Origin of the sequence: Psychrobacter alimentarius (assembly GCF_001606025.1) — a bacterium.
GTDB lineage: Bacteria > Pseudomonadota > Gammaproteobacteria > Pseudomonadales > Moraxellaceae > Psychrobacter > Psychrobacter alimentarius.
This window is the reverse complement of record NZ_CP014945.1, coordinates 2,429,509-2,456,083: the sequence shown is the minus strand read 5'-3', so window position 1 is coordinate 2,456,083 and position 26,575 is coordinate 2,429,509. Positions and strand designations below refer to the sequence as shown.

Annotated in this window: 21 protein-coding genes, 2 pseudogenes and 2 other annotated features; of the genes and pseudogenes, 14 read left to right on the top strand and 9 right to left on the bottom strand. The window is 41.2% G+C overall.

The features are described from left to right. Positions 1-8: 8 nt before the first annotated feature. The 3 genes from A3K91_RS10070 (at position 9) to A3K91_RS10060 (ending at position 2,819) form a co-directional block, all read left to right on the top strand. Positions 9-1,325: an NAD(P)/FAD-dependent oxidoreductase gene (locus A3K91_RS10070; RefSeq protein ID WP_062845138.1), complete on the top strand. Its 1,317-nt coding sequence runs from the start codon at positions 9-11 to the stop codon at positions 1,323-1,325. Between the two features lie 19 nt (positions 1,326-1,344). Next, positions 1,345-1,695 carry a cupin domain-containing protein gene (locus tag A3K91_RS10065; protein WP_062845137.1) on the top strand — a complete coding sequence of 117 codons (351 nt, stop codon included), beginning with the start codon at positions 1,345-1,347 and terminating at the stop codon, positions 1,693-1,695. A 200-nt stretch (positions 1,696-1,895) separates the two neighbouring features. Beyond that, positions 1,896-2,819, top strand: a complete 924-nt coding sequence (locus A3K91_RS10060) for a LysR substrate-binding domain-containing protein (protein WP_062845136.1) — start codon at positions 1,896-1,898, stop codon at positions 2,817-2,819. A 76-nt stretch (positions 2,820-2,895) separates the two neighbouring features. Here A3K91_RS10060 and A3K91_RS10055 read toward each other — a convergent pair whose 3' ends face one another. Continuing rightward, positions 2,896-3,663 carry an IclR family transcriptional regulator gene (locus tag A3K91_RS10055; RefSeq protein WP_062845135.1) on the bottom strand — a complete coding sequence of 256 codons (768 nt, stop codon included), beginning with the start codon at positions 3,661-3,663 and terminating at the stop codon, positions 2,896-2,898. A gap of 48 nt (positions 3,664-3,711) precedes the next feature. Further along, positions 3,712-4,931, bottom strand: a protein-coding gene (locus tag A3K91_RS10050; protein ID WP_416231972.1) for an IS3 family transposase whose coding sequence is annotated in 2 segments (ribosomal slippage) — positions 3,712-4,655 and positions 4,655-4,931 — 1,221 coding nt in all. Because the reading frame shifts where the segments join, the coding sequence is not laid out codon by codon here. After that, positions 4,540-4,656 (bottom strand) — a sequence feature (AL1L pseudoknot). (Overlaps the previous gene by 117 nt.) A gap of 494 nt (positions 4,932-5,425) precedes the next feature. Here A3K91_RS10050 and A3K91_RS10040 point away from each other — a divergent pair. The 6 genes from A3K91_RS10040 to A3K91_RS10015 all read left to right on the top strand — a co-directional run bounded on the left by A3K91_RS10040 (position 5,426) and on the right by A3K91_RS10015 (position 13,499). After that, complete coding sequence (locus tag A3K91_RS10040) at positions 5,426-6,745, top strand: MFS transporter (RefSeq protein WP_062845134.1); 1,320 nt, start codon at positions 5,426-5,428, stop codon at positions 6,743-6,745. A 56-nt stretch (positions 6,746-6,801) separates the two neighbouring features. Continuing rightward, complete coding sequence (denD, locus tag A3K91_RS10035) at positions 6,802-7,788, top strand: D-erythronate dehydrogenase (RefSeq protein ID WP_062845133.1); 987 nt, start codon at positions 6,802-6,804, stop codon at positions 7,786-7,788. 47 nt (positions 7,789-7,835) lie between these two features. Then, entirely contained in the window at positions 7,836-8,708 is an 873-nt protein-coding gene (locus A3K91_RS10030; RefSeq protein ID WP_062845132.1) for an NAD(P)-dependent oxidoreductase, read from the top strand. 35 nt (positions 8,709-8,743) lie between these two features. Further along, positions 8,744-9,907 (top strand): fumarylacetoacetate hydrolase family protein, encoded by a 1,164-nt coding sequence (locus tag A3K91_RS10025; RefSeq protein ID WP_062845131.1) that lies wholly within the window; start codon positions 8,744-8,746, stop codon positions 9,905-9,907. Positions 9,908-9,952: 45 nt separating this feature from the next. After that, a complete protein-coding gene (locus A3K91_RS10020) occupies positions 9,953-11,740 on the top strand; it encodes an IlvD/Edd family dehydratase (protein WP_062845130.1) in 1,788 nt (595 codons plus the stop codon). A gap of 178 nt (positions 11,741-11,918) precedes the next feature. Then, the gene (locus A3K91_RS10015; RefSeq protein WP_062845129.1) at positions 11,919-13,499 is read left to right on the top strand and encodes an aldehyde dehydrogenase (NADP(+)); all 1,581 of its coding nucleotides are present in this window, start codon (positions 11,919-11,921) and stop codon (positions 13,497-13,499) included. A gap of 151 nt (positions 13,500-13,650) precedes the next feature. On the opposite strand, the gene A3K91_RS10010 is transcribed toward A3K91_RS10015, so the two are convergent. Both A3K91_RS10010 and A3K91_RS10005 read right to left on the bottom strand, forming a co-directional pair. Next, a complete protein-coding gene (locus A3K91_RS10010; RefSeq protein WP_237182772.1) occupies positions 13,651-14,484 on the bottom strand; it encodes an IS3 family transposase in 834 nt (277 codons plus the stop codon). A gap of 44 nt (positions 14,485-14,528) precedes the next feature. Then, complete coding sequence (locus A3K91_RS10005) at positions 14,529-14,840, bottom strand: transposase (protein ID WP_062845127.1); 312 nt, start codon at positions 14,838-14,840, stop codon at positions 14,529-14,531. Between the two features lie 233 nt (positions 14,841-15,073). On the opposite strand from A3K91_RS10005, the gene A3K91_RS09995 reads away from it, so the two are divergent. The 3 genes from A3K91_RS09995 (at position 15,074) to A3K91_RS09980 (ending at position 18,143) form a co-directional block, all read left to right on the top strand. Further along, a complete protein-coding gene (locus A3K91_RS09995) occupies positions 15,074-15,973 on the top strand; it encodes an IS3 family transposase (RefSeq protein WP_136139157.1) in 900 nt (299 codons plus the stop codon). A gap of 71 nt (positions 15,974-16,044) precedes the next feature. After that, positions 16,045-17,264, top strand: a protein-coding gene (locus A3K91_RS09985) for an IS3 family transposase (protein WP_416231972.1) whose coding sequence is annotated in 2 segments (ribosomal slippage) — positions 16,045-16,321 and positions 16,321-17,264 — 1,221 coding nt in all. Because the reading frame shifts where the segments join, the coding sequence is not laid out codon by codon here. Then, positions 16,320-16,436, top strand: a sequence feature (AL1L pseudoknot). Its footprint overlaps the gene before it by 117 nt. Positions 17,265-17,423: 159 nt before the next feature. Beyond that, positions 17,424-18,143: a FadR/GntR family transcriptional regulator gene (locus A3K91_RS09980; RefSeq protein WP_062845123.1), complete on the top strand. Its 720-nt coding sequence runs from the start codon at positions 17,424-17,426 to the stop codon at positions 18,141-18,143. Between the two features lie 420 nt (positions 18,144-18,563). On the opposite strand, the gene A3K91_RS09975 is transcribed toward A3K91_RS09980, so the two are convergent. Next, a complete protein-coding gene (locus tag A3K91_RS09975) occupies positions 18,564-20,138 on the bottom strand; it encodes an aldehyde dehydrogenase (NADP(+)) (protein ID WP_062845122.1) in 1,575 nt (524 codons plus the stop codon). Between the two features lie 10 nt (positions 20,139-20,148). Further along, entirely contained in the window at positions 20,149-21,147 is a 999-nt protein-coding gene (gene araD1, locus A3K91_RS09970; protein ID WP_062845121.1) for an AraD1 family protein, read from the bottom strand. A gap of 321 nt (positions 21,148-21,468) precedes the next feature. On the opposite strand from araD1, the gene A3K91_RS09965 reads away from it, so the two are divergent. Continuing rightward, entirely contained in the window at positions 21,469-23,202 is a 1,734-nt protein-coding gene (locus tag A3K91_RS09965) for an IlvD/Edd family dehydratase (protein ID WP_062845120.1), read from the top strand. Between the two features lie 24 nt (positions 23,203-23,226). On the opposite strand, the gene A3K91_RS09960 is transcribed toward A3K91_RS09965, so the two are convergent. Both A3K91_RS09960 and A3K91_RS14240 read right to left on the bottom strand, forming a co-directional pair. After that, positions 23,227-23,739: an IS630 family transposase gene (locus A3K91_RS09960; protein ID WP_237182771.1), complete on the bottom strand. Its 513-nt coding sequence runs from the start codon at positions 23,737-23,739 to the stop codon at positions 23,227-23,229. Beyond that, positions 23,726-23,860, bottom strand: a pseudogene (locus tag A3K91_RS14240) (IS630 transposase-related protein); the annotation flags it as partial. The gene A3K91_RS09960 and the pseudogene A3K91_RS14240, both read right to left, overlap by 14 nt. A gap of 214 nt (positions 23,861-24,074) precedes the next feature. Between A3K91_RS14240 and dld the strand changes: the two are divergent. Beyond that, positions 24,075-25,769, top strand: a complete 1,695-nt coding sequence (gene dld, locus A3K91_RS09955) for a D-lactate dehydrogenase (protein ID WP_062845119.1) — start codon at positions 24,075-24,077, stop codon at positions 25,767-25,769. A 151-nt stretch (positions 25,770-25,920) separates the two neighbouring features. Here the strand turns inward: dld and A3K91_RS14000 are convergent. Beyond that, positions 25,921-26,563 (bottom strand): annotated as a pseudogene (locus A3K91_RS14000) (IS3 family transposase); the annotation flags it as partial. Positions 26,564-26,575 lie beyond the last annotated feature (12 nt).

Below are 26,575 nucleotides of genomic sequence, written 5' to 3'. Positions count from 1 at the left end.
GAATCACGATGATTAATTTACCCAACGATGATAAAAGCTGCGGCTGGTATTCAGTTCTACCTCCAGCAGAACCCGCAACAAAGTTAGCGGCTACCCAAAAAGCGGACTACGCAATTATTGGAGCTGGATTTGCTGGACTGGCGGCTGCAAGACGACTGGCTGAGCTGAAACCAAATGCTCGTATTATTTTAGTGGATGCCCAACGTGTAGCAGAAGGCGCCTCAGGACGCAACTCTGGCTTCGTTATAGATTTACCACATAAATTTTCACTAGAGCACCCTGATCCTGAACTTAAGCAAAAACTGTTAGGCTTGAATAGAACAGCAATAGCGCAGTTACAAGGATTGGTAGATAAGTACAACATTGATTGTCAATGGTCAGCTGCTGGTAAATATCAAGGTGCAGTCGGGTCGCGCGGGGAAGCACACCTCAATCATTTTGAACAGTTAATGAAGAACTTGGGTGAGACTTATCGCTGGGTAGAAAAAGAAGAGCTCACTAAGGTTCTTGGAACCAACTATTATAGTCGTGCTATTTTCACCCCTGGGTCCTACCTCATGCAGCCTGCTGCTTTGGTTCAGGGTATGGGTAAAAATCTACCAAAAAACATCGAACTGCTTGAAGAATCGCCTATTCGAGATTTACAGAAGTCAGATGGAAAATGGATACTTCACGGCGATCATGGCACGATTATCACTCCTAAAGTATTGTTAGCCACCAGTATTTTTACAAAAGAATTTGGCTATCTCAAAAATCGTTTATTACCTGTAATGACGTTTGCCAGTTGGACTCGTCCATTAACTGATGAGGAGATGAAAAGATATAAAGGTGAGCTAGACTGGGGGTTAACACCTGCCGATCATGCAGGAACAACATTACGCATGACTGCTGATCGCCGCATTCTCATTCGTAATACTTATAAGCATGTACCAAAATATGGAAAGAGTATAGGGAATGAGACACGGCAATGGGTTCAGACCGACCATCGAAGAGCCTTCTTAGCACGTTATCCTGATTTAGCAGATGTGCCTTTAACCCATACATGGGGAGGGATATATGCAATTTCACGCAACTTTACCAATTTCTTTGGACAGTTAGAAGATGGCATCTATGCAAGCGCTTGTGATAATGGCGTTGGTGCAGCATGGGGTACAATCTCTGGAACCTTAATGGCTGATCTTGTGGTTGGAGCGGACTCCCAAAACTTAGCTGACATTCAATATGTTACTGGTATGCCAAATCTAAATCCACCAGAGCCGCTTTTGGGATTAGGGGTAAAGTTTCGAATCAATCTCGCCAAGTGGCAAAGTCGCAGCGAGCTTTAGAAATTCTTAGGATAAAATGATGAGTGAAGTTAGACTAATCGATAGTAAGAACTTAGACTTTAGTGTACGCGGTGACTCTCCAGGCATGGCATATGTTGCAAGAGCATTGACACCTGAGATCTCTCCCAATATAGGAATAGGTTTTGCGCGTTGGGAAGGTGCAGAAGTGTCTTGGCAAGTTCTCTATGACGAAGTGATTTTTGTCATAGAAGGCTGCTTTGAATTAACGGCTAATGGTCAAAAATACGAGGTCCGTCCAGGACAGTTGCTTTGGATTCCTGAAGGAACAGAACTGATCTATGCTGGTCATGCCTTATTCGGTTACGTTGTCCATCCTGGTAACTGGAAGCAATTACATGGATTAGTATAAATCCTCAAAACGATAGTTTCGTTCTCACATTAGCCCTTTGAACTAAAAGTTTCATAGGGCTTTTTACGTACTTATAATCCTGCTTCTTACTATGCATTTATAGCCACTTATCTAAAAATGCGCCAGTTTTTTTGCTACTTACATTGGTTTTGTCTTACACTGCTAAATAGGTTAGCCACGTAAGACAACTAGGGAGCTCTATGAAAATCAAGCCATTACCACCTATGAATAGTATTGTAGTATTTGAGGTAGCAGCACGGCATCAAAGTTTTACACAGGCGGCAGAGGAATTAAATGTCACACAGGGTGCTGTTAGTCGTCAGATACGTCTTCTAGAAGAATATTTGGGTAAGGAGTTGTTTTTTCGAGCAAACCGAAAAATATCTTTAACACCGACAGGTTTACAATACTATCAAAGTATATATGGCGCGCTTCTTAATATTGCCCAAGCAACGGGAGACATTAAAAAATGGCGCGGCGATCGTCAGGTGACAGTAGCAACAACACATGCTATGGCAGCACTTTGGCTTTTACCTAAGGTTGCACCATTCCAGCAAGAAGAAGGAATAGATTTAAGGATATTGGCCACTGATAATATTGTGGATTTACATAGTATGGATTGTGACGTGGCATTGTTTTACTGTCGAGTGCCACCTGTAGAAATGAAAGTTACGCCATTATTTCCAGAAGAGGTTTTTCCAGTTTGTAGTCCAAGTTACTTAAAACAATTCAGTAACGACAGATCCCTAGAAAAAATATTTAGTGGAACACTATTAAATCTTGATGAAGCACATAAGGATTGGATGACTTGGCCAGAGTGGTTTAATGAGGTCGGGCATCCTACTATTACCCCCAAAAATAAAGTAAATATAAATAATTATACAATGCTGCTTCAAGCCGCTATTAACGGTCAAGGGATTGCGTTAGCCTGGGGTTCTCTTGTAGATGATTATTTAAAAAGTGGCGCTCTGGTTCGTCCAATAGATACCGTTTTACGCACTTCAGAAAACTTCTATATGTTAGAACCTTTAGGACAACATCGCACGTCCGCAAGCGTGACTAAATTTCGAGAATGGCTATTACAACAATTACCAGAATTAGTAGGAACACAAAGCTTAAATTAAAGCGCAACTGTCCTGTGCTATCAACAGTCACTATGGGATCCCCTCCGCCTTTCTTGTTTTATCCCGATTACCCTTATCAATCATCTTTATTGAAAATGATTGATAATTCTTGTGCGGCTTCTCGCATTATAGGCACATGGTTTAATAAACCTTCTAAAGTATTTTTCTTCACAGGACATTGAGTAAACAATGTGGCAAATCCTTTATCTTCATTGTTAGGAATGATAACCGCACAAGCCACCAAACCTGGAATAAATCCTTCATCATCCACACCAATTTTAGTATCTCGCGTTTTGATTATTGCCTCCATCAGCTGATTTTTATCAGTTTGGTTGTAACTAGCCGCAGTATCTAACGACATTTTATTGACAAGACGTTCGCACTTCTCATCTGATAGTTGTGACAGGAATAGTTTACCACTTGAACTGCCCCAAACTGGTATATGAGTACCTGTTGGCAAGTAAAGTTGGAGTGGCCAGTCAGATAATACTCGATCTATACAAACCACATTTAGGTCTTGTATGATCGAAATACCCACGGTTTCTCCTATTTTTGATGAGAGTTCCTGTAATATTGCCATTCTTTCTAATTTGTAATCAGTGTTTTGCCACAACTTCATAATCAGTTTGTGCGTCCGTTCTCCACATCTTACTTTTCCAAATAAATCTAATTGAACGAATCCAAGATTTTTTAGCTGATCTAGTAGGCGATACATACTAGGTATTGGCACATCTAACGTTTCTGCTAAATCGCTCACACTCATAGGTCTTGGCGAACTTGCCAAAACTTCTACTATCTGTAAAACGCGTTCAACACTTGAGCCTTTCTTTTTAATTTCATTCACGATTTGGTTTGAACCGCCCCGACTTTATCGGAGAGTGATTTGCTTGAGTCAGGCAGCGATGCCTGACAGGGTTAAATTATCATAATACCGCTTTTCAAAATCAAAAGGTGACACATAACCAATCGTACTATGCAGTCGTTTTTTGTTGAACCAATCTACCCACTCAAGGGTTGCTAGTTCAACATCGTTCACACCAGTCCAGTTCTGCTTTAAATAGTCAATTACCTCAGATTTATAGAGTCCATTGACCGTTTCAGCCAGTGCATTATCGTATGAATCGCCTGTTGTACCAACAGAAGCAATCACGCCAGAGTCCGTCATCTTATCGGTATAGCGAATAGATAAGTACTGAACCCCTCGATCACTATGATGAATCACGTCTTTGGGATTGTTTCTGTCTGCTATTGCTTGATTTAATGCTGCCATTACCATATCAGTGTTCATACGCTTTGATACTTTCCAGCCGACAATAGCGCGAGCAAATACATCGATGATAAAAGCGGTATAGACCCAGCCGCTCAATGTCTTGATATAAGTAAAATCTGCAACCCACAGCTGATTAGGACGATGGGCATTAAAGTTACGATTGACCAAGTCATCAGCACGCTTTTGGTCGTCACGGCTGTTGGTGGTTATCTTACCCTTACCGCGCCAGACACCTTGTAGGCCATGCTGGCTCATTAAACGCTCTACGGTACACCGAGCAACCTTTAACCCGTCAGCTTTCATCTGCTGCCAGACTTTGCGAGCGCCGTAGCGGCACTTGCTATTCTGCCAAATACGTCTAATCTCGCTGAGATAGTAGTCGTCATGCTGACTGCGCAGTGAACGCTTTTCAGGGCAGCACTCTAGGTCTTTAGCACGGTGATAGGTTGACGGGGCAATCGGTAGTACTCTACAAATCAGCTCGATCCCATAACTACATCTATAGTCATCAATAAACTGAACCATTACCAAGGTGTACGGTCGAGCTCCGCCTGGGCGAAAAAAGCAGCAGCCTTACGTATAATCTCATTGGCTTGCTTGAGTTCTCTATTCTCTCGTTCAAGTTCTTTGATACGCTCTTTGTCACTTTGAGCCTGCATTGAGGCGGGAATAGTTTGGTCTATGTGCTTTTTATGCCAGGATCGCAGTGTCTCAGGCGTACAGCCAATCTTTGACGCTATGGCTTGAATGGCTGACCATGTAGAAGGATAGTCGCTCGACGCTTCAATCAGCATGCGAACGGCGCGTTCTTTAATCTCAGAAGTGTAGGTTTGTCTTTTCATTGTCGTATTCTCTCAGAATGTTGAGTCTCCGACAATCCCGGGGCGGTTCACTACCTTGCAAATGCTCATACTTTGCTTAATCGATTGTGAGACCTCTTTACAAAGAATGCTCGGGCCAGCCATAAGCTCAAATAAGTTATTAATAGACTGGATAAATTTAGTCAGTCTATTAATAGGTTTACTATATAAAATAAAGACTTCCTTTGTGGTAAAGGAAAAGTCAGCATTATCGTGTCTATATTCATGTTTACACTACCATATATCCTTTTATTTTAATAACTTAAAGAGTTTTCTCTGCTTAGTGTGCTAGTCTGTCTCTGTTAAATGAATACTAAAATAATGTTCGGATTGTATTGACATAATTATTTAATAGTAATACTATTTATTTCCTCAAGATCATTTAGGTATATAGAAACTTTATATGTTTCTCTTCTTACTTAAATTTAACCACATGGAAAGTGGAACCTATCATCACATGGAAAGTGGAGTCTATTATGGATTTTGAAAAAGATACTATTAAGAAAATCACCTATAAATTAATTCCTGCACTAATAGTTCTTTATATTATTGCTTATATTGACCGTGGTGCAGTTGGATTCGCAAAACTGTATATGAATGCTGATGTAGGCCTTAGTGATGCAGCCTACGGGCTTGGGGCGGGTCTGTTCTTTATTGGTTATTTTATCTTTGAAGTCCCAAGTAACTTGATGTTAGCTAAGTTCGGTGCACGCAAATGGTTCACGCGTATTCTATTGACATGGGGTTTAATTACTATGGCAATGGCCCTTACTCAAGGACCAAAGAGTTTTTACGCACTTAGATTTTTACTTGGCGCTGCAGAAGCAGGATTTTTCCCAGGTGTTCTTTATTTAATCACCTTATGGTATCCCATACGCCATCGTTCAAAGGTCATGGGGTACTTTGTTCTTGCCCAGCCCCTAGCCTTAGTCATAGCGGGTCCACTTCTAGGAGCGTTACTAGGTATGGATGGCATTGCAAACTTACATGGTTGGCAATGGATATTTATCTTAGTTGGTTTACCTGCAGTGTTGCTTGCATTACCTACTTATCGCTATCTACCTGATGATATCAATACTGTTAAATGGCTATCAGATGAGCAGAAAAGCTGGTTAAAAAATCAGTTGCTTCAAGATCAAACTGAGTATAAGCAAACTACCCATGCCAATCCGTTACATGCTCTAAAAGACAAAAGAGTACTTATGCTTGCACTTTATTTCCTACCTTTGCCACTTTGTGTGTATGGTATAGGCCTTTGGCTACCAACTATCATCCAAAAATTTGGTGGTAATAGCGACTTTCAAATTGGACTTTTAACAAGCGTTCCTTATATTTTTGCAATCATTGGCTTATTAGTCATTCCTCGTAGTGTTGAACGCCTAAACGATCGCTATGGACATATGGCATTTCTTTATATAGTCGGTGCTATTGGCATGTTCTCAAGTGCTTGGTTTAATTCACCTGTATTACAACTAATTGGACTTTCTGCTGTAGCTTTCGCGTTATTTACAGGTATCGCTGTATTTTGGACAATACCAGGACGTTTTCTAACAGGTTTAAGTGCGGCTGCGGGTATTGCCATAATCAATGCTTTTGGCAACTTAGGTGGCTATGTTGGGCCATTTATGATCGGGTTGTTAAAGGAATCTACAGGGACTATGTCCTCAGGTCTCTATTTCCTCACGGGTATAATGATATTTGGGCTAATCATGACATACTTTATGTATATCAAGATGGAAAAAAACACTGCTACTAAATCATCAGGTTTATCAGAACTAAAAAAAATTGCTTCTTGATTATTTTGATTAATTATTTTTATTTTTTACATTAATTACAGACAAAGGATTCAGTTATGAATATTTTAATTACAGGTGGTACTGGTTTCGTTGGTAAAGAAATTGCTAAAACGTTATTAAAAAAGGGAAGTCTTACTTTAAAAAATGGTGAAACACATAAAATTAGTAAAATTACCTTGTTCGATTGCTTTGCAGGTGAAGGTGTTCCCACAGATGATAAAGTAGAAGTGGTACTGGGTGATATTAGTGATAAACCCCTACTTCAAAAGCTCATTCAAGACGTTGATATTATTTGGCATTTAGCGGCAGTAGTCAGTTCTGCTGCAGAAGAAGATTTTGAATTAGGTATGAGTATAAATTTATATGGCTTAATTAATTTGTTAGAAATATTGCGGTTAAACACTTCTAGTAAACCAGTTAAATTTATTTATGCAAGTGGCTGTGCTGTATTTGGCGGTAACCTACCCGATGTAGTAACCGACACTACAGCAGTTACCCCAAGCTCTTCTTATGGAATGCAAAAAGCCGTGGGCGAACTCTTAGTCTGTGATTATTCACGAAAAGGTTATATTGATGGACGAGTTCTGCGACTACCAACGATTGTTGTGCGACCTGGTAAACCAAATCGTGCTGCCTCGACATTCTTCAGTTCAATTATTAGAGAACCACTTAACAACGAAAAAGCGATATGCCCTGTCAATAGAGAGACCCAAGTTTTTATCATGTCCCCAAGACAATGTATCTCCTCAATGCTTCTGGCAGCCCAGATTTCTCACAAAGATTTGGGGAATGAGCGGATTATTTCTTTGCCTGGGTTAACTGTTAGTATCAATGAAATGCTGGAATCATTAGAGAAGATTGCAGGTAAAGAGTGTCTCAGTTTAATTGAGTGGCAGCATGATGCCAATATCGAAAAGATTGTTAAAAGTTGGCCTATTCAAATTGAAGCAGCCTATGCAAAATCTTTGGGATTTGAAGCAGACAAAAACTTTGAAGATATTATTCGAGCTCACATAGAAGATAATCCGACTGCTTTAGCATAAATATAATCAATTATGAAACTAACAAAACAGATTTAAAACGGCTAATTATGAAAAAAATAGGTTTTATCGGTACAGGGGTTATGGGACTTCCAATGGCATTGAATATACTCAATGCTGGATTTCCCCTCCAAGTTTGGAATCGTTCTAAAGACAAACTTGAATTGTTAGAGAAGCAAGGGGCTAACATCGTTGAGTCGCCACAAGAACTAGCAAGGCAGGTAGATGTGCTTATTCTTATGCTAAGTGATGGTCAAACTTGTGATGATATGCTATTTGGTGAATATGGATTAATTAATGACTTGAACCCATCTAGCAGCGTCATAGTCATGAGCTCAATTCCAGTCGAAACCGCTCAAGTTCAGTCTAGAAAATGTTATGAAAAAGGAATTGATTATTTGGATGCCCCTGTTTCAGGTGGTGAGCAGGGGGCAATTACTGGAAATTTAGCTATTATGGCTGGCGGTGAGGAAGTTGCATATCAGTCGGCTTTTGACGTATTAGCCGCTATGGGTAGACCCATACATGTTGGGCCATCTGGTACGGGACAATTAGCCAAACTTGTCAATCAGATCATTGTTGCTACTACTATTGCTGCCGTTAGTGAAGGTCTAGTGTTAGCAAAGCAAGGTGGAGCTAACCCTGAAAAAATGCTATCAGCATTAGCAGGGGGGTTCGCGGATTCATTAATTCTACAGCAGCATGGAAAACGTATGATTAACGAAGATTTTAAACCAGGAGGGTATGCAAAATGGCAACTAAAGGATACACACACTGCAGTCAATTATGCTAAAAGCCTTAATCTTAGTTTACCAGTCTTGGCGTTGGTAGATACGTTATTTGAACAGATGGTACAAGAAGGATGGGGAGAGCTAGACCATTCTGCCTTGATTAAACACATAAAAAAGATGAATCACTTATAAATTATATTTTTATTCATTTAAAGGGAATTTTTACTATGAATATGCAACTAAATACAATGAACACCTTGCCTACAGATGGACAACAAGGGTGTCTTATTGGACGGGTTTGGCGAGCTGACAAAAATAAACCTGTGCCTGTTTTGCTAAAAAATAATGAAGTTATGGACATATCGTCGCATTTTTCCACAATAGCCCAACTGTTGGAGAATACTTCACCTGCCAGAATTCTTACTAACCTAACGGGTGAAGTGTTAGGAACAATAGATGAGTTATTAGACAATACCCACTGTAATGCGATAGAAAACGATAAATTTTATTTCTTATCACCCATAGACTTACAAGTCATAAAAGCAGCAGGTGTAACTTTTGCTAGTAGTATGCTTGAACGCGTTATAGAAGAAAAAGCAGGAGGCGATGCTGCTAAAGCTAAAGATATTCGCAATATGGTAACCGAAGTCATAGGAAATAATTTAAAAGATATTGTTCCCGGCTCAGAACAAGCTCAAAAGTTAAAAGAACACCTTATTAATCATAACATGTGGTCACAGTATTTAGAGGTCGGTATTGGAGTGGATGCTGAGATCTTTACCAAAGCTGCCACCCTGTCATCGGTAGGGGTTGGGCAATATATTGGTATTAACACTAAATCTGAATGGAATAATCCGGAACCAGAAATTGTATTAGTAGTGAATAGTGTAGGGAAAATCCAAGGGGCGACCTTAGGTAATGATGTAAATTTACGAGATTTTGAAGGCAGAAGTGCTTTGCTGTTAAGTAAGGCCAAAGATAATAATGCTTCGTGTGCCTTAGGTCCGTTTATTCGCCTATTTGATGACAGTTTTTCACTAGATGACGTTAGAGAATCTAACGTTGAGCTAGAAATAGAAGGTAGTGAAGGTTACATACTGACAGGCGAAAGTTCGATGACTGAGATTAGTCGTGACCCTGAAGATTTAGTGCAGCAAACATTAAATGAAAATCATCAGTATCCAGATGGTTTTGTATTATTTCTAGGAACACTTTTTGCTCCTACACAAGATAGAGATAAAGTAGGTGCAGGATTCACGCACAAAATAAACGATATAGTAAAAATTCACACCCCAAAACTTGGCACACTACGAAACATTGTAACAACCAGCGATAAAGCTCCTAAGTGGAATTTTGGTTTGCTTTCATTAATAGATAGCCTGAAAAACTAATTCACAATAGTGTGTTAATAAGAATCTATCTCTTAAGGAATTTATATGACAAATAAAAAAGACAATGTTTTTTTGCGAAGTAAACAATGGTTCAACGAGCCTTCTCATCCAGATATGACCGCCTTATATGTGGAAAGATACATGAACTATGGGTTAACTAGAGAAGAGCTTCAGTCAGACCGCCCTATTATCGGGATTGCTCAAACAGGCAGCGACCTAACCCCTTGCAATCGCCATCATAAAGTTTTAGCAGAACGTATCAAAGATGGAATTCGTGATGCAGGTGGTATACCTATGGAGTTTCCTGTCCATCCCATAGCTGAACAAACCAGGCGACCCACAGCTGCATTGGACAGAAACCTTGCTTATTTAGGTCTAGTAGAGATTTTGCATGGCTATCCTTTAGATGGTGTAGTCTTAACCACAGGTTGTGATAAAACAACACCTGCTTGTTTAATGGCAGCAGGTACAACAGATTTGCCCTCGATTGTATTCTCGGGAGGGCCTATGCTTAATGGCTATTACAAAGGAGATTTAATCGGTTCAGGTACAGTACTGTGGCATGCTCGTAACCTATTAGCAGCCGGCGAAATTGATTATGAAGACTTTATGGAAATGACTACTTCGGCTTCTCCTTCAATTGGGCACTGTAACACTATGGGTACCGCTTTATCCATGAATGCCATAGCAGAAACATTGGGAATGTCCTTACCAAGCTGTGCCAGTATTCCTGCACCGTACCAAGAGCGGGCACAGATGGCTTATAAGACAGGTAAGCGCATCGTTGATATGGTCAAAGAGGATCTAAGACCTTCCAAGATTATGACCAAACAAGCATTTGAAAATGCTATTGTTGTGTCCTCAGCGCTTGGCGCATCTAGTAATTGTCCTCCACATTTAATTGCAATTGCACGGCATATTGGCATCGATTTAAAGTTAGAGGATTGGCAAAGTATAGGTGAGCATATTCCATTACTCGTTAACTGTATGCCTGCAGGAAAATATTTAGGCGAAGATTTCCACAGAGCAGGTGGTGTCCCTGCTGTTATGAATGAGTTATCCAAAGCAGGGAAAATCCATACAGACTGTCTTACCGTTACAGGCGAAACTATGGGGAAAAATCTCGTTAAATTTCCTAATACTAATCCCGATGTTATTTATTCTTATGATAATCCCCTTAAGTCAAGAGCAGGATTTATTGTTTTGAGTGGCAACTTTTTTGATAATGCCATTATTAAAATGTCAGTTGTAGGTGAGAAATTCCAAAAAACTTATCTATCTAAGCCTGGTGAAGAAAATTCATTTGAGGCACGGGCTATCGTTTTTGAGGGACCTGAAGATTATCATTCAAGGATCAATGATCCAAGCCTAGATATTGATGAAAACTGCATTCTAGTCATTCGAGGCAACGGTACAGTAGGTTATCCAGGCAGTGCTGAGGTCGTGAATATGGCGCCGCCTGCCAAATTAATCAAGCAAGGCATTGATGAACTCCCTTGCTTGGGTGATGGCAGACAAAGTGGTACTTCTGCTAGCCCTTCTATTTTAAATATGTCTCCTGAATCTGCGGTAGGTGGTGGTATTTCTCTACTACAAACTAACGATAAACTGCGAATAGACCTAAATCTGCGGAAAGTAGATGTGCTGATTTCTGAACAAGAATTGCAAGATAGACAAAAACAATCTAAGCCTAATTTTCCTAAATCCCAGACTCCATGGCAGGAAATCTATAGAAGCATGGTGGGTCAGCTTTCTACAGGTGGGTGTCTTGAGCCTGCAACATTATATTTTAATGTTACTCATAACAGTAATCTACCCCGTAACTCCCATTAGATTATATATAGTCAAAGCTGTATTAAAATTAATACATCCTTCATTGCGTGAAAAATTACTTGATATTGCAAAACGTTTAGATCTCCTAGTTTTAAGAAATTATAAGTAACTTATAGTTGCTTATAATTTCTTCATTCAATTTAATTTATGGTCAACTCAATATTATTTGGAGTACTTTATGAACAATGGAAAACAATTTATTAATGGCGAACGCATAGCAACTAACTCACCTGATTTACAAAGCATTAATGCAACCACTTATGAGCCGACGGGTTATTTGTTCAGTCAGGCCACCTTACAAGAAGTTGATAACGCTTGCACAGCTGCCGCTACTGCTTTTGAAGCTTACCACAAAACAAGTCATGAACAACGTGCACAATTCTTAGAAGAAATAGCGACCCAAGTCGAAGCACTAGGTGCAACCCTGCAAGAGGTTAGCTCAATTGAAACGGGTCTACCTATTGCACGCTTGAAAGGTGAGACAGGGCGAATTACCGGACAGTTACGATTATTCGCAGAACTCCTACGCCGTGGAGACGTGTATGGTGCACGCATTGACGTCGCACTACCTGACCGTAAGCCAATGCCGCGTGTCGATTTGCGCCAACAAAAAATAGGTGTTGGTCCTGTTGTAGTGTTCGGTGCAAGTAACTTTCCTTTAGCGTTCTCTACGGCTGGCGGCGACACTACTGCCGCATTGGCAGCAGGTTGCCCTGTTGTTTTTAAAGCTCACTCAGGACATATGGCGACGGCAGAACTGATTGGAGAGGCTATTCAAAAGGCTGTTGATGTCTGCGGTATGCCAAAAGGCACATTTAACATGCTCTTTGGTGGCAAAGTTGGTGCAGACATTGTTAAACATCCAGCAATTCAAGCTGCAGGATTTACTGGGTCACTTGAAGGCGGAATGGCATTATTTTCTCTTGCTCAAAACCGTCCTCAGCCCATACCTTTCTTTGCTGAAATGTCGAGTGTGAACCCTGTCATTGTTTTACCAAATGCTCTAAAAGCGCGTGGTAAAAAAATCGCACAGGAGTTAGTCGGGTCTTTTAATATGGGTTCTGGACAGTTCTGCACTAAACCAGGATTGATATTGGGTGTTAAAAGCCCAGAATTTGATCAATTGATTAGCGACTTAACTGAATACACTACTGAAGAAGCTCCCCAAGTCATGCTCAATCAGGGCACACTCAAAAGCTATAATGAAGGTGTAGAAAATCTTACTAAAGAAAAAGGCTTTAAACTACTGTCTTCAGGTAAAGCGGCTGAGCTAATATCCCAAGGACAAGCTAAATTATTCAAAGCAGATGAATCTCTATTGTTATCAGGGAATGCCCGTTTACAGCATGAAGTATTTGGAGCGTTATCCATTGTAATTGAAACAAGTAGCGAAGAAAATCTTGTTAAAGGAATTGCGGCTTTGGGTGGACAACTTACCGCGACCATCATCGCTGATGAGGAAGATTTGGTTGAAGCGGGCGAACTGCTAGATTTACTCAGTAAAAAAGCAGGGCGAGTATTGTTTAATGGTTACCCTACAGGAGTAGAGGTGTCGGATGCGATGGTACATGGTGGACCTTTTCCTGCAACCAGTGATGCCCGTGGTACTTCTGTGGGTACAGGATCGATCGAACGCTTCCTACGTCCCGTATGCTATCAAAATACGCCACATAGTCTCTTGCCCGATGCGTTAAAGAATGAAAACCCATTAAATATTAATCGCCTTGTAAATGGTAGTATAAGTAAAGATGCATTATAGTCCAAGCATTCGACCATTCCATTTAGCGTACACTTGAAAGTGCGAGATAGCGTCTAGTGTCCACGATAAAACAAGTGGACACGAAGATGGCACAAAGCATAGTTAGAAAACCTAAATGCGACACTTACAGCCCTATGTTTGTAGTGGTCAACTAATTTAGGACAGCTGATAAGAGGTTTTTATTAAAGTAGCGTTTCTCTTTTTCAGCTGGTGTTAAATAATTGTTGAAAGTATGCGGTCTCACGTTTTGATAATAGCCCCAAATATAATTACTGATGGCGATCTTAGCTTCAGTAATATCCTCATAACCGCCCTTTGGCATCCATTCTATTTTAAAGCTTCTAAAGAATCGTTCTGTTGGGGCATTATCCCAACAGTTTCCGCGACGGCTCATACTTTGCGTCATGCCATTACAACTGACCACGGATTCAGCGAATGTCTTACTGGTGTAATGGGTGCCTTGATCAGAGTGAAACAACACGCCACTTGGCTTTAAGCGCGTCTGATACGCCATCTGCAACGCCTTAGCGGTCAGTACGCTATCAGGGGAATCTGATACAGCAAAGCCAACAATACGACGGGTATACAAGTCTAAAACAACAGCTAAATAACACCAGCCGCCTTTGATGCGAATATAGGTCACACCACCTGTCCAGACTTGATTGGGCGCTGTTGGGCTAAAGTTACGGTTCAATAGGTTTCCATGGATTTTATGCGTGTTATCAGCGTGCTTATACTTATGCATTTTTATTTGACGACTTTGAAGTCCCATCTGCGACATGAGCTTACCTGTCATATAACGTGATAGCTTGATGCCGTGTTCATTCATTAATATGGCAGTAATGCTACGAGCGCCTGCTGAGTGCTTTGAATCGTTGAATATTTGGCGTATTAAGGCTTTGGTTTTGACGGCTTCAAAGCTAATTGGCTTGGGCTTTAGTCCATAGTAGTAACTACTCTTCATCACGCCAAACAGCTTGCACAGAAGGCTTTTATTGACCTGCTTGTCTTGCTCTGCAAGCTGACTGATTAACGATAGCCGTTCAGGCTGTCCAAGGCCAGCAGAGCAGAAGCCTTTTTTAGTATGTCGCGCGCCATAGTCAGCCGTTTAACCTGTTTACGCAGTTCTTGGAGCTCTCGCTGCTCATCTGTTAAGGCGTTGCCGACTTTAGGTGCTTCGCCATTTATTTCTTGACGGTACTGAGTCAGCCATTTCTGCAAGGTAGATTTGCCAACGCCCAGTGAGCTTGCCACATCGGGTATTTTACGTTTGTGTTCAACGACTAAGCTGATGGCTTCTAATTTGAATTCTCGGGTATATTGATTGCGTTTGTTGGTCATACTGTTTTCCTTCTTTGGGTTAGTATAAACCTCTTATGCGCTGTCCAATTTTATTATGCCACTACAACCCTAGATAACTGGTTACGCAAGTATAAAAAAGAGAAACAAGGTATTCGACCAACCGAAGGTCTAGCACTAACCGATGATCAGCGCCGCATTCAAGAGCTTGAACGAGAAATTAGACAGCTTAAGATGGAGAAAGATATCCTAAAAAAGGCTTCCGCTCTGCTGGCATCGGACAGCCTGAACGTCTATCGCTAATAAAGACGCTAGTAGAGCAAGATAAAAGCTTGAGCAAGCGCAAGCTATGCGACTTATTCGGTGTGGTTAGAAGCAGCTACTACTATGGCATACAGACTAAGCCGATAGATATAGAACGCGTGAAATTAAAAGCCTTAATACGCCTGATATTCAATGACGCCAAGCAATCAGCTGGGACTCGTACTATTGTTCCCATCTTATGGAACGAGCACAGAATTAGGTTGACGCGCTACTTAGCAGGTAACCTTATGAAAAGCATGGGACTTAAAAGCTGTCAGGAAAAGACGCACAAGTACAAGCATGCTGATCAGATGCATAAAACACATGACAACCTCTTAGACCGAAACTTTAGACCAACGGCACCTAATCAAGTCTGGACGGGTGATGTGACCTATGTCCGCATCAAAAGCGGCTGGTGTTACCTAGCGGTAGTATTAGATTTGTTTGCACGGTGGGTGATGGGCTTTAGTGTCTCAGACTCACCTGACAGTGCGCTGACTACTAAAGCACTACAGATGGCGTATCAGACGAGACTTAAACCCAGTGGCGTCTTGTTTCACTCAGATCAAGGAACGCATTACACTAGCAAGGCATACGCTGAATCTGTGTCTAGTTGTGAGGGCATGAAGCAAAGTATGAGCCGAAAAGGTAATTGCTGGGACAACGCACCCACTGAGCGCTTCTTTAGAAGCTTTAAGACAGAATGGATGCCTAAGGATGGCTATGAGGATATCTTTGAGGCTAAGAGTGCTATCACTGACTATATCTGGGGCTACTATCAATCCGTAAGACCACATAGTTTTAATGATTATTTGCCACCAGCTGAAAAAGAAAGACGTTACTTTAATCAAAACCTCTTATCAGGTGTCTAAAATTAGTTGACCACTACAATTTGAACCGCCCCGGGATTGTCGGAGACTCAACATTCTGAGAGAATACGACAATGAAAAGACAAACCTACACTTCTGAGATTAAAGAACGCGCCGTTCGCATGCTGATTGAAGCGTCGAGCGACTATCCTTCTACATGGTCAGCCATTCAAGCCATAGCGTCAAAGATTGGCTGTACGCCTGAGACACTGCGATCCTGGCATAAAAAGCACATAGACCAAACTATTCCCGCCTCAATGCAGGCTCAAAGTGACAAAGAGCGTATCAAAGAACTTGAACGAGAGAATAGAGAACTCAAGCAAGCCAATGAGATTATACGTAAGGCTGCTGCTTTTTTCGCCCAGGCGGAGCTCGACCGTACACCTTGGTAATGGTTCAGTTTATTGATGACTATAGATGTAGTTATGGGATCGAGCTGATTTGTAGAGTACTACCGATTGCCCCGTCAACCTATCACCGTGCTAAAGACCTAGAGTGCTGCCCTGAAAAGCGTTCACTGCGCAGTCAGCATGACGACTACTATCTCAGCGAGATTAGACGTATTTGGCAGAATAGCAAGTGCCGCTACGGCGCTCGCAAAGTCTGGCAGCAGATGAAAGCTGACGGGTTAAAGGTTGCTCGGTGTACCGTAGAGCGTTTAATGAGCCAGCATGGCCTACAAGGTGTCTGGCGCGGTAAGGGTAAGATAACCACCAACAGCCGTGACGACCAAAAGCGTGCTGATGACTTGGTCAATCGTAACTTTAATGCCCATCGTCCTAATCAGCTGTGGGTTGCAGATTTTACTTATATCAAGACATTGAGCGGCTGGGTCTATACCGCTTTTATCATCGATGTATTTGCTCGCGCTATTGTCGGCTGGAAAGTATCAAAGCGTATGAACACTGATATGGTAATGGCAGCATTAAATCAAGCAATAGCAGACAGAAACAATCCCAAAGACGTGATTCATCATAGTGATCGAGGGGTTCAGTACTTATCTATTCGCTATACCGATAAGATGACGGACTCTGGCGTGATTGCTTCTGTTGGTACAACAGGCGATTCATACGATAATGCACTGGCTGAAACGGTCAATGGACTCTATAAATCTGAGGTAATTGACTATTTAAAGCAGAACTGGACTGGTGTGAACGATGTTGAACTAGCAACCCTTGAGTGGGTAGATTGGTTCAACAAAAAACGACTGCATAGTACGATTGGTTATGTGTCACCTTTTGATTTTGAAAAGCGGTATTATGATAATTTAACCCTGTCAGGCATCGCTGCCTGACTCAAGCAAATCACTCTCCGATAAAGTCGGGGCGGTTCAATTTGGCTGTAGCATTGTTAGTTGGAAGGTGTCTAATCGTATGCACAAAAAGCGGTTCACCTTGTTAATTCGTAAGGTCTTCTATAACATATCAGCGTCAACTATGAATAAGTGCAAACTATGAGTTCAGCCAACTATAAAAATCCAATTCCGAGTAAAAGTCAGCACGCACTAATTGTTCAACAATTAGGTTTAAAAATTGTTTCTGGTGAATTTCCTGAAAATGAAAAATTACCAGCTGCTGCTGAATTATGCGATGAGTTTCAGGTTAGCCGTCCAGTTGCTCGTGAAGCAATACGTGTATTGAATTCAAAAGGCTTAACTTATTCACGCCCAAAAATTGGCACAGTCGTTCGCCCAAAAGAGGAATGGCATTTATTAGATCCAGACGTGCTTTTTTGGCTGATAGAAACAACACCAGAAACTGATTTTGTTAAAACTCTATCGACTGTTCGACGTGTTTTAGAGCCTGAATTAGCTTATATTGCCGCTAGTACGGCAACGGATGAAGATATAGAAAAAATTAGAGAAGCCTACGATGGAATGGAAAGGGCAGCTAATATAGAAGAATTTGTAGAACCTGACATAAATTTTCATCTTGCCATTGCAAAAGCTACGCATAATGACTTACTTGCATATATGTCGAAAATGTTGGTATTACCTTTACAACAATCCATTAAGGTCACTAGCCAACTAAGGCTTAATTCACAAACGCTCTCATTACCGAGGCATAAAGCTATTTTAACTGCGATTGAGAATAAAGACCCTTTATCAGCAAGACTTGCTTCTTTAGTACAATTAGATGACGCTAATATGGTATATGCATTAGTTAAGAAATAATACGGAGCTCGACTTTGAATATTAAACTTATAATAGCTGCCAATAATAATAAATTTTTTACAAAAGTCGCCTTATGAATTGGAATAACCGTATTGCGTACAATCAAATAATTGCTATGTCAGATATAAACAAACTAGTAGAGCAAATTGACGTAGGCTCCAAACGCTATACTGTATTTACAAAACGATCTTTAAAATATTGTCAGAAAGCAGGATAAGAGATCTGCTGTTTACTTTCTTACCGCTTAGAGTTTATGATAAATAAGGCTTGCCAGTATGTTACCTGTGCTATGTCTGTGAGTCGTTAATAATTACCCAAGGTTTGGGAAAGGCACGGATCTCAGCAAAGGTTGTTAATATAAGTATCTTCTGCTTAGTGAAATAAAAAAAGAGACCATCTAATGGTCTCTTTTTATTTGCATTAAATTTTATTTCGAGTCATCTCACCATTGATCAGTCTTAAAATATTAAATGGATTTTCATCCTTCAACGCTTCTGGCAATAAGCTTTGTGGATAGTTTTGATAACACACAGGGCGTAGATAACGGTCGATGGCCAGCGTTCCGACTGACGTGCCACGTGCATCAGACGTGGCAGGATAAGGTCCGCCATGAACCATTGCCTCACAAACTTCTACGCCTGTTGGATAACCATTTAATAGTAGGCGTCCAGCTTTCTCTTCTAATACAGGTACCACATCTGCGAATTCAGCAAAATCAGCTTCATCAGCAATTAAAGCGGCTGTCAGCTGGCCATTCATGCTACTGAGTGCTTGAATCAGCTGTGCCTTATCTTTGACTTCAATGACTATGGTCGCAGGACCAAAAATCTCTTCTTGTAACAACTGATTGCCTGCCAGTAGTAATTCTACGTCTGCCTTAAGCAGCTGCGGCTGCGCGTGATCTCCCTTTTGAGGCTGTCCTGCTAAATGCTGGAACCCTTCATGTGTCATCAAATCTTCCAAACCTGATGAGTAGCTTTCTAGCGTACCCGCATTCAACATGGTTTGTGCAGGTTTAGCCCCCATAATGTCAGTTAAGTTTTCAATGAATTGACTGTATTCAGGGGATTTAATTCCAATAATCAGACCAGGATTGGTACAAAACTGTCCACAGCCCATCACGACAGAGTCTGCTAAGTCCTGAGCAATGCTATCACCACGATTTTTTAAGGCAGCTGGCAGCATGAGCATCGGATTGATACTACTCATTTCTGCAAATACTGGAATAGGGTTAGGGCGATCGGCTGCCATCGCACTTAAGGCTTGACCACCTTTTAGTGAACCCGTAAAACCAACCGCTTGAATCAAGGGATGTTTTACTAGCGCTTCACCGACACCATTACCATAAACCATACTAAACACGCCTTTTGGCATATTGGTGCTCGCAACCGCTCTATCGATCGCTTGTGCTACTTGATCCGCCGTTACCATATGTCCGCTATGGGCTTTGACAATCACAGGACAGCCTGCCGCTAACGCAGAAGCCGTATCACCACCCGCTGTCGAAAATGCTAAGGGAAAGTTACTTGCCCCAAATACGGCAATCGGACCGACGCCTATCTTCACTTGACGCAAATCTACACGTGGCATAGGCTCACGTTCAGGTAGTGCCGTATCGATACGAGCACCTAAATAGTCACCGCGGCGAAGCACTTTAGCAAACAAACGCATTTGACCACTAGTACGACCACGCTCGCCTTGTAAGCGTGCAAGCGGTAGCGCGGTCTCTTTTGAAATATCGTCAATAAAGTCTTGTCCTAGCGCATCGAGTTCATCGGCAATCGCTTCTAAAAATAATGCACGCTGTTCAGGGGTCGTATTACGATAGCTTTTAAAGGCTTCACTGGCGGCTTTGCAGGCCTGATTGACTTCTTCTTCAGTCGCTTGATGAAACTCATAAGCCAACGCTTCTCCTGTGCTGGCATTAATACTTTTTAAGACTTTGCTACCGAGCGCACTGCGTTGACCTGCAATAAAATTATGTCCGATAATCATAGTATTCTCCTTAGAGTGTTTTAACTGAACCAGTGGGTAGTTCAGGTTGAGTATGTGCAATCTTATTTTTTAAAGAATGACCGAATTCTTTCATCTCAATCTCGAATTCGTCACCGACTTGGGTTTGCATACCGTCTGCAAATGACAGCGTCGCCGTACCAAAATAATGAATATGTACATCACCAGGTTTTAAGAATTGCTGATATTTAAAATGGTGGTATTCAAGATTGGTCAGGCTGTGACACATATTGTCTTCACCTGATAAAAATTCTTTTTCCCAAATCACGTCACCATCACGGCGCAGGCGACTGATACCGACCAAATGCTTTGGTAGCTCACCAGTGCGTAGCTCTGGGCCATAACTACAGAAACGTAATTTGGAATGGGCAAGATACAAATAGTTTCGACGTTCCATGATGTGATCAGAAAATTCATTGCCCATAGCAAAGCCAATTCGATAGGGTTTTGAGTCTGGACCGATCACATATAGACCTGCAATTTCAGGTTCCTCGCCACCATCTTCTGCAAAGTGAGGCATCGGTAGCTCTGCACCAGGACGAACCACAATAGAGCCGTCTCCTTTGTAAAACCATTCAGGTTGTGCGCCTACCTTACCGTCAGCAGGTTTACCTTCTTCAATACCTAACTGAAATATACGCATGGTATCGGTCACTGAGGCAGTATCAGCCGCGTTCTGCTGATGCATTTTGTCACGAGTAGCCGCTGATCCTAGATGGGTCAAACCTGTACCTGAAACAAAACAATGCGCGGTATCTGGATGATCTAAAGGCGCAAGTACCTGTAGATTATCTAGTAGTTGTGCGTAGTCATAGTTCTCAGAGGCAAACCCTAACTGGTCGATTTGTTGCTCTAGGCTTAACTTATTTTCGATTGCCATTAATGCTAAGTCTCGAACCGTCGTCACCTGATTGACTGGTTTGACAGTATTATTTTCGACAATGCCAATCGCGCGCTGCTGGTCTTGGGTTTCAAATTGGATTATGTTCATTACAAATTCCTTTTGTACTTGTTTGCCAAAATATAATTACTTAGATTTAAATTTTTCTAGTTTTAAATAGGTCAAAACTAAGCTAAATAGCATAACGACAGAGAGAAAATACAAGCCTGTACCAAATCTATATCCGACTCCACATTCCATATGGCCATTCTCAGGCATCAGACCCAAGAAAAAATTTCCATAGTCAAAGGGTTTATCTTAGATATCTAAAATATAGTAATACTATTTAAACATCAATTCTTTTAAAATATTTTTTTTAGTGTATTTTAGATGTGTTATATATAATTAGTAATACTATATAGGGAAATAGAGATGTCACAAAAGAAATCATTGCGCTCGACAGCTTGGTTTGGAGCGGCGGATAAAAATGGATTTATGTACCGTAGCTGGATGAAAAATCAAGGTATTCCAGACCATGAGTTTGATGGCAGACCCATCATCGGTATTTGTAATACGTGGTCAGAATTGACGCCTTGCAATGCCCATTTCCGCAAAATTGCTGAGCATGTAAAAAAAGGTATTTTAGAAGCGGGTGGTTATCCTGTTGAATTCCCTGTTTTCTCTAATGGAGAATCTAACCTACGCCCAACGGCGATGCTGACACGAAATTTAGCGAGTATGGATGTAGAAGAAGCGATTCGCGGCAACCCGATGGATGGGGTTGTACTGTTAACAGGCTGCGATAAAACTACCCCTGCGCTGCTAATGGGTGCGGCCAGCTGCGATGTCCCTGCCATTGTCGTCACCGGTGGGCCAATGCTAAATGGCAAACATAAAGGGAAAGATATCGGTGCGGGCACTATCGTCTGGCAAATGCATGAAGAGCTAAAAGCTGGCAAAATTGATCTCAACGAATTTTTATCTGCAGAGTCGGGGATGTCGCGCTCAGCGGGTACATGTAATACGATGGGTACTGCCTCGACGATGGCTTGTATGGCTGAAGCATTAGGGACTTCTTTACCACATAATGCCGCTATTCCAGCAGTGGATTCACGCCGTTATGTTTTGGCGCACTTATCAGGTATGCGTATTGTCGATATGGTTAAAGAAGATCTGACGTTATCCAAAATTTTAACCAAAGAAGCGTTTGAAAATGCGATTAAAGTCAACGCCGCCATTGGTGGATCAACCAACGCAGTGATTCATTTAAAAGCCATTGCTGGACGTATTGGTGTTGATTTAGAGCTAGAAGACTGGAATCGTATTGGTCGCGGTATGCCTACCATTGTGGATTTGCAGCCGTCAGGGCGATTTTTGATGGAAGAGTTTTATTATAGCGGCGGCCTACCTGCGGTACTGCGCCGTATGGGGGAGCACAATCTACTACCGCATCCGCAAGCACTGACTGCGAACGGACAAAGCATTTGGGAGAATTGTCAAAGCTCGCCTATCTATAATGATGAGGTTATCCGTCAAATAGATAATCCACTGAGTAAAGATGGCGGGATGTGTATCTTACATGGCAATCTAGCACCAAAAGGTGCCGTTCTCAAACCATCTGCCGCTTCAGCAGAATTGATGACACATCGTGGCCGCGCCGTGGTGTTTGAAGACCTTGATGACTACAAAGCACGTATTGTAGATCCAGATTTGGATGTCGATGAAACCTGCGTTCTGGTACTTAAAAACGCAGGACCTAAAGGGTATCCCGGTATGGCTGAAGTTGGCAATATGGGATTGCCGCCCAAGCTGTTAGAAAAAGGCATCACAGATATGCTACGAATTTCTGATGCGCGCATGAGTGGTACGGCGTATGGCAGCGTGGTATTACACGTGGCACCAGAAGCCCGAGCAGGGGGACCATTAGCTGCTGTGCAAAACGGTGACTTTATTGAGCTTGATGCTTACGCTGGAAAACTGCACTTAGATGTTAGCGATAAAGAGCTACAGCAGCGTCTGGCCAATTTACCAGCACCGCCGACACCTAATTTCATCGGCGGCTATCGTGAACTCTATGTCAAGCACGTGCTGCAAGCGGATGAAGGCTGTGATTTCGATTTTCTAGTCGGCTGTCGTGGTTCCGAGGTTCCTCGTCATTCACATTAATCTATTTAAATATTTGAACTATAGTCAGTTCAAAATAAAATTGTTATGGTTAGGACAAACATCGTAAAACAATTTGGATAAGTCGTTTTCCATCCAGCCTTGGCGTAGAAACTTCACTTGTGCCCATTTCTTTTCAATAGGGTTCAAGTCTGGGCTGTACGGCGGCAGCCATAATATACGATGACCATGCCGGTTGAGTAGTTTTTGGGTACGTCTACTTTTATGAAATCGAGCGTTATCCATGACAATCACACATTTGGTTTTAAGACTTGGGATGAGGGTTTTTTTGCACCAGCCGTAGAATATGCTGCTGTTGATGCTGTACTTAAAGTAATCAAGTGCAAACAGCATCTTCTCATAAAGAGCACCAATGACATTGGTTCGCTTTTTACCTTGCCAGTTGTAGCGATCAATACAAGGTTTGCCTATCGGTGCATAGCCATGAGAACGAATGGTTTCAGCCTCAAAGCCACTTTCATCCATGTAAACAATGGGGTAGCCTTGTTGCATGAAGCTATTAAGCTTACTGTGATATATCGCTCTTTTTATCGGACATGCCTTTGGATGCTCTAAGGTCTTTTTTTTGACTGATACCAAGGCGTTTTAAGGCATGATAAATGCCTGTTTTACTACAGTTTAAACGACGTGCTCGCTCATGGTATGTGCTGAAGAAACTGTAGAAATAAAATTGGTAAACTGACGACTCGATGAAGAGGTTACTATGACCAAGAAGATAAGAACTTATAGCACTGTAGTGGCATAATTAAATTGGTCAGAGCATAAGAGGCTTATACTAAAAATTCTAAGTAACTAACTTTAATTGAAATTATCACTGCAGATTTAACATAAATTCATCTAGAGTAAAACTTTTAATGACCATACAACATCAACTGATTAATGAATTGTCACGAACCTTAGGTTCAGATAAGGTCCTTTATAGAGCAAATGATAAAGCACATTATCTGAAGGGATTTCGGGTGGGTAAAGGGGACGCGATTGGGGTTGTTCTTCCCGATACCCTATTGGCACTATGGCGAACACTAGAAATCTGTGTAAAACATGATGTAATCGTGATTTTACAGGCATCCAATACAGGCTTAACAGGTGGGTCGACTCCCGATGCTAATGATTATGACCGCGATGTGATTGTAATTAGCACTCGTCGGTTGAAGGGTTTACAATTATTAGATAGTGCACAGCAGGTTTTAGCCTTTCCTGGCACGACTTTGACTGAGTTGGAAAATGCTTTAAAGCCTTATAAGCGTGAGCCACATTCGGTGATTGGTTCCTCATGCATTGGTGCTTCTGTTATTGGTGGAATTTGTAACAACTCAGGAGGTTCCTTAATTCGTCGTGGTCCTGCCTATACCGAAAAGTCTCTATTTGCCCAAATTGATGAGTATGGTAGCTTACAGCTTGTAAACCATCTAGGCATTGCGCTTGGTGAAACACCTGAACAAGTCTTTCAAAATTTGGAACAACAAAATTATGTGATTAATCAAGCGGAAGACTGGGATGGTCAAATCTGGGCTGAACAATATGCCGAGAACTTGCGTGATACTACATCACCGACGCCGACACGTTATAATGGAAATCCAGCATATTTACATGAAAGTTCAGGTTGCTCAGGTAAACTTGCTGTCTTTGCTGTGCGTTTACCGACCTTTGAAGCTGGATCAAACTCAACTTCTTATTTTATCAGTAGCAACGATGAAGTTGAACTGATTCAACTGCGTAAATACTTACTAGAAAATCTCACAGTTCTACCAAATCAGGCTGAATATATTCATCATCAGGCATTTGAACTGACTCAACGTTATGCCAAACATATGTATAAAATAATTGATATTTTCGGGGCAGAAAAAATTCCTACTTTATTTGCCCTAAAAGCCAAGCTAGATCGTTTTTTCAAATCTGTACCGTTATTGCCTAACAATATTTTTGATCGTTGTATTCAATTATTTAATAGTCTAACACCTACATGGATTGAACCTCGATTACAGAAATTTCAGAAAAAATACCAACATCATTTAGTGATTAAAATTGAACAAGTGCAGCAAGATGAACTTCAACAACTACTAACTGATTTCTTTAAAGGAGATATAGAACAGTTTTTTCAATGTACCCCAAAAGAAGAAAAGAATGCCTTTTTGATTCGTTTTGCAATTGGAGGTGGTCTCATTTACTACTGTGAGAGTGAAGGGATCGACCCTAACGAACGTCTAGTCTCATTTGATGTTGCCTTGCGTCGTAATGATCAACAGTGGTTAATTGATTTGCCTGAGCATCTTCAACAACAAGTAATGATGGAAAGCTGTTGTGGTCACTTTTTCTGTTTTGTTTGCCATCAAGATTATTTGTTAAATGAAGATGTAGATGCTCACCAGTTTAAAAATGAGGTTTTAGCTTATCTAGAGCAGCGAGGAGCAACATACCCTGCAGAACATAATGTCGGACATATATATCATGCTTCTACAGAGTATCAGGAACATTTAAAAATTCTCGATCCAACTAATAGCTTTAATCCTGGGATTGGAAAGACTAGTAAATGTAAACATTGGCATTAAATCTTGAATTTACAGATTTTTCTTGTTATTTCGTCATAAGGAAAAGGCTATAAACTGCTCCGAGATTGTCGGTGGCCCCTGCCATCAAATTCGTACGGTTAAAATTGGGAGATTTTAGTTATGCAGCCTGATGATGAAAGCCAAACCATACCTACCTGGGCTTGTTATAGCCCAAGCTCTTTTAAATTCTTGTTTGGTTGTAGTACAGATAGATATAGCCGATGATAGCTGTAAACCCTGTTTTATAGTCTTGGTGATATACCAGTTAATTCCTCAACACGACACAGAAGCTTGTTATGGGAGCGTTGTTGAAACAATTATCTGTGCCACTCATTGAGCTTGTAAACAGATGCTGCTTGCTTAATGATCTTATGATACGCATGGATACTGACTGCCTCTGTCTGAATGTACAATTAGCCCTCCTTTTTCTTGATAACAATGTTCAATGCGTGACAGACTAAATTTGCGGTCGGGTGCTTATTAATGGTGTAGCCAATCAGATCTTTGGTATATAAATCTTTTACTCTTGCTAAGTATAGCCAACCCTCAGCAGTCTAAATATAGATGATGTTACTGAGCTACGCCTTATTGGGACACTTAGCATCAAACTGCTGACCCAATACGTTTATATAGATAAGCTTGTTATGTTTGGAGTCAGTAATTACTTTAAAGCGCTTGTGGGGGCGATATTTTATACTATGCTCTTCTTTAATAAGTCGAACCATACGTAGGCTAAGATCGTGTCCTTGCTCAGTTAGCTGGGCATGCAAACGCTCATAACCATAACGGGTCTTATGACAAATGAC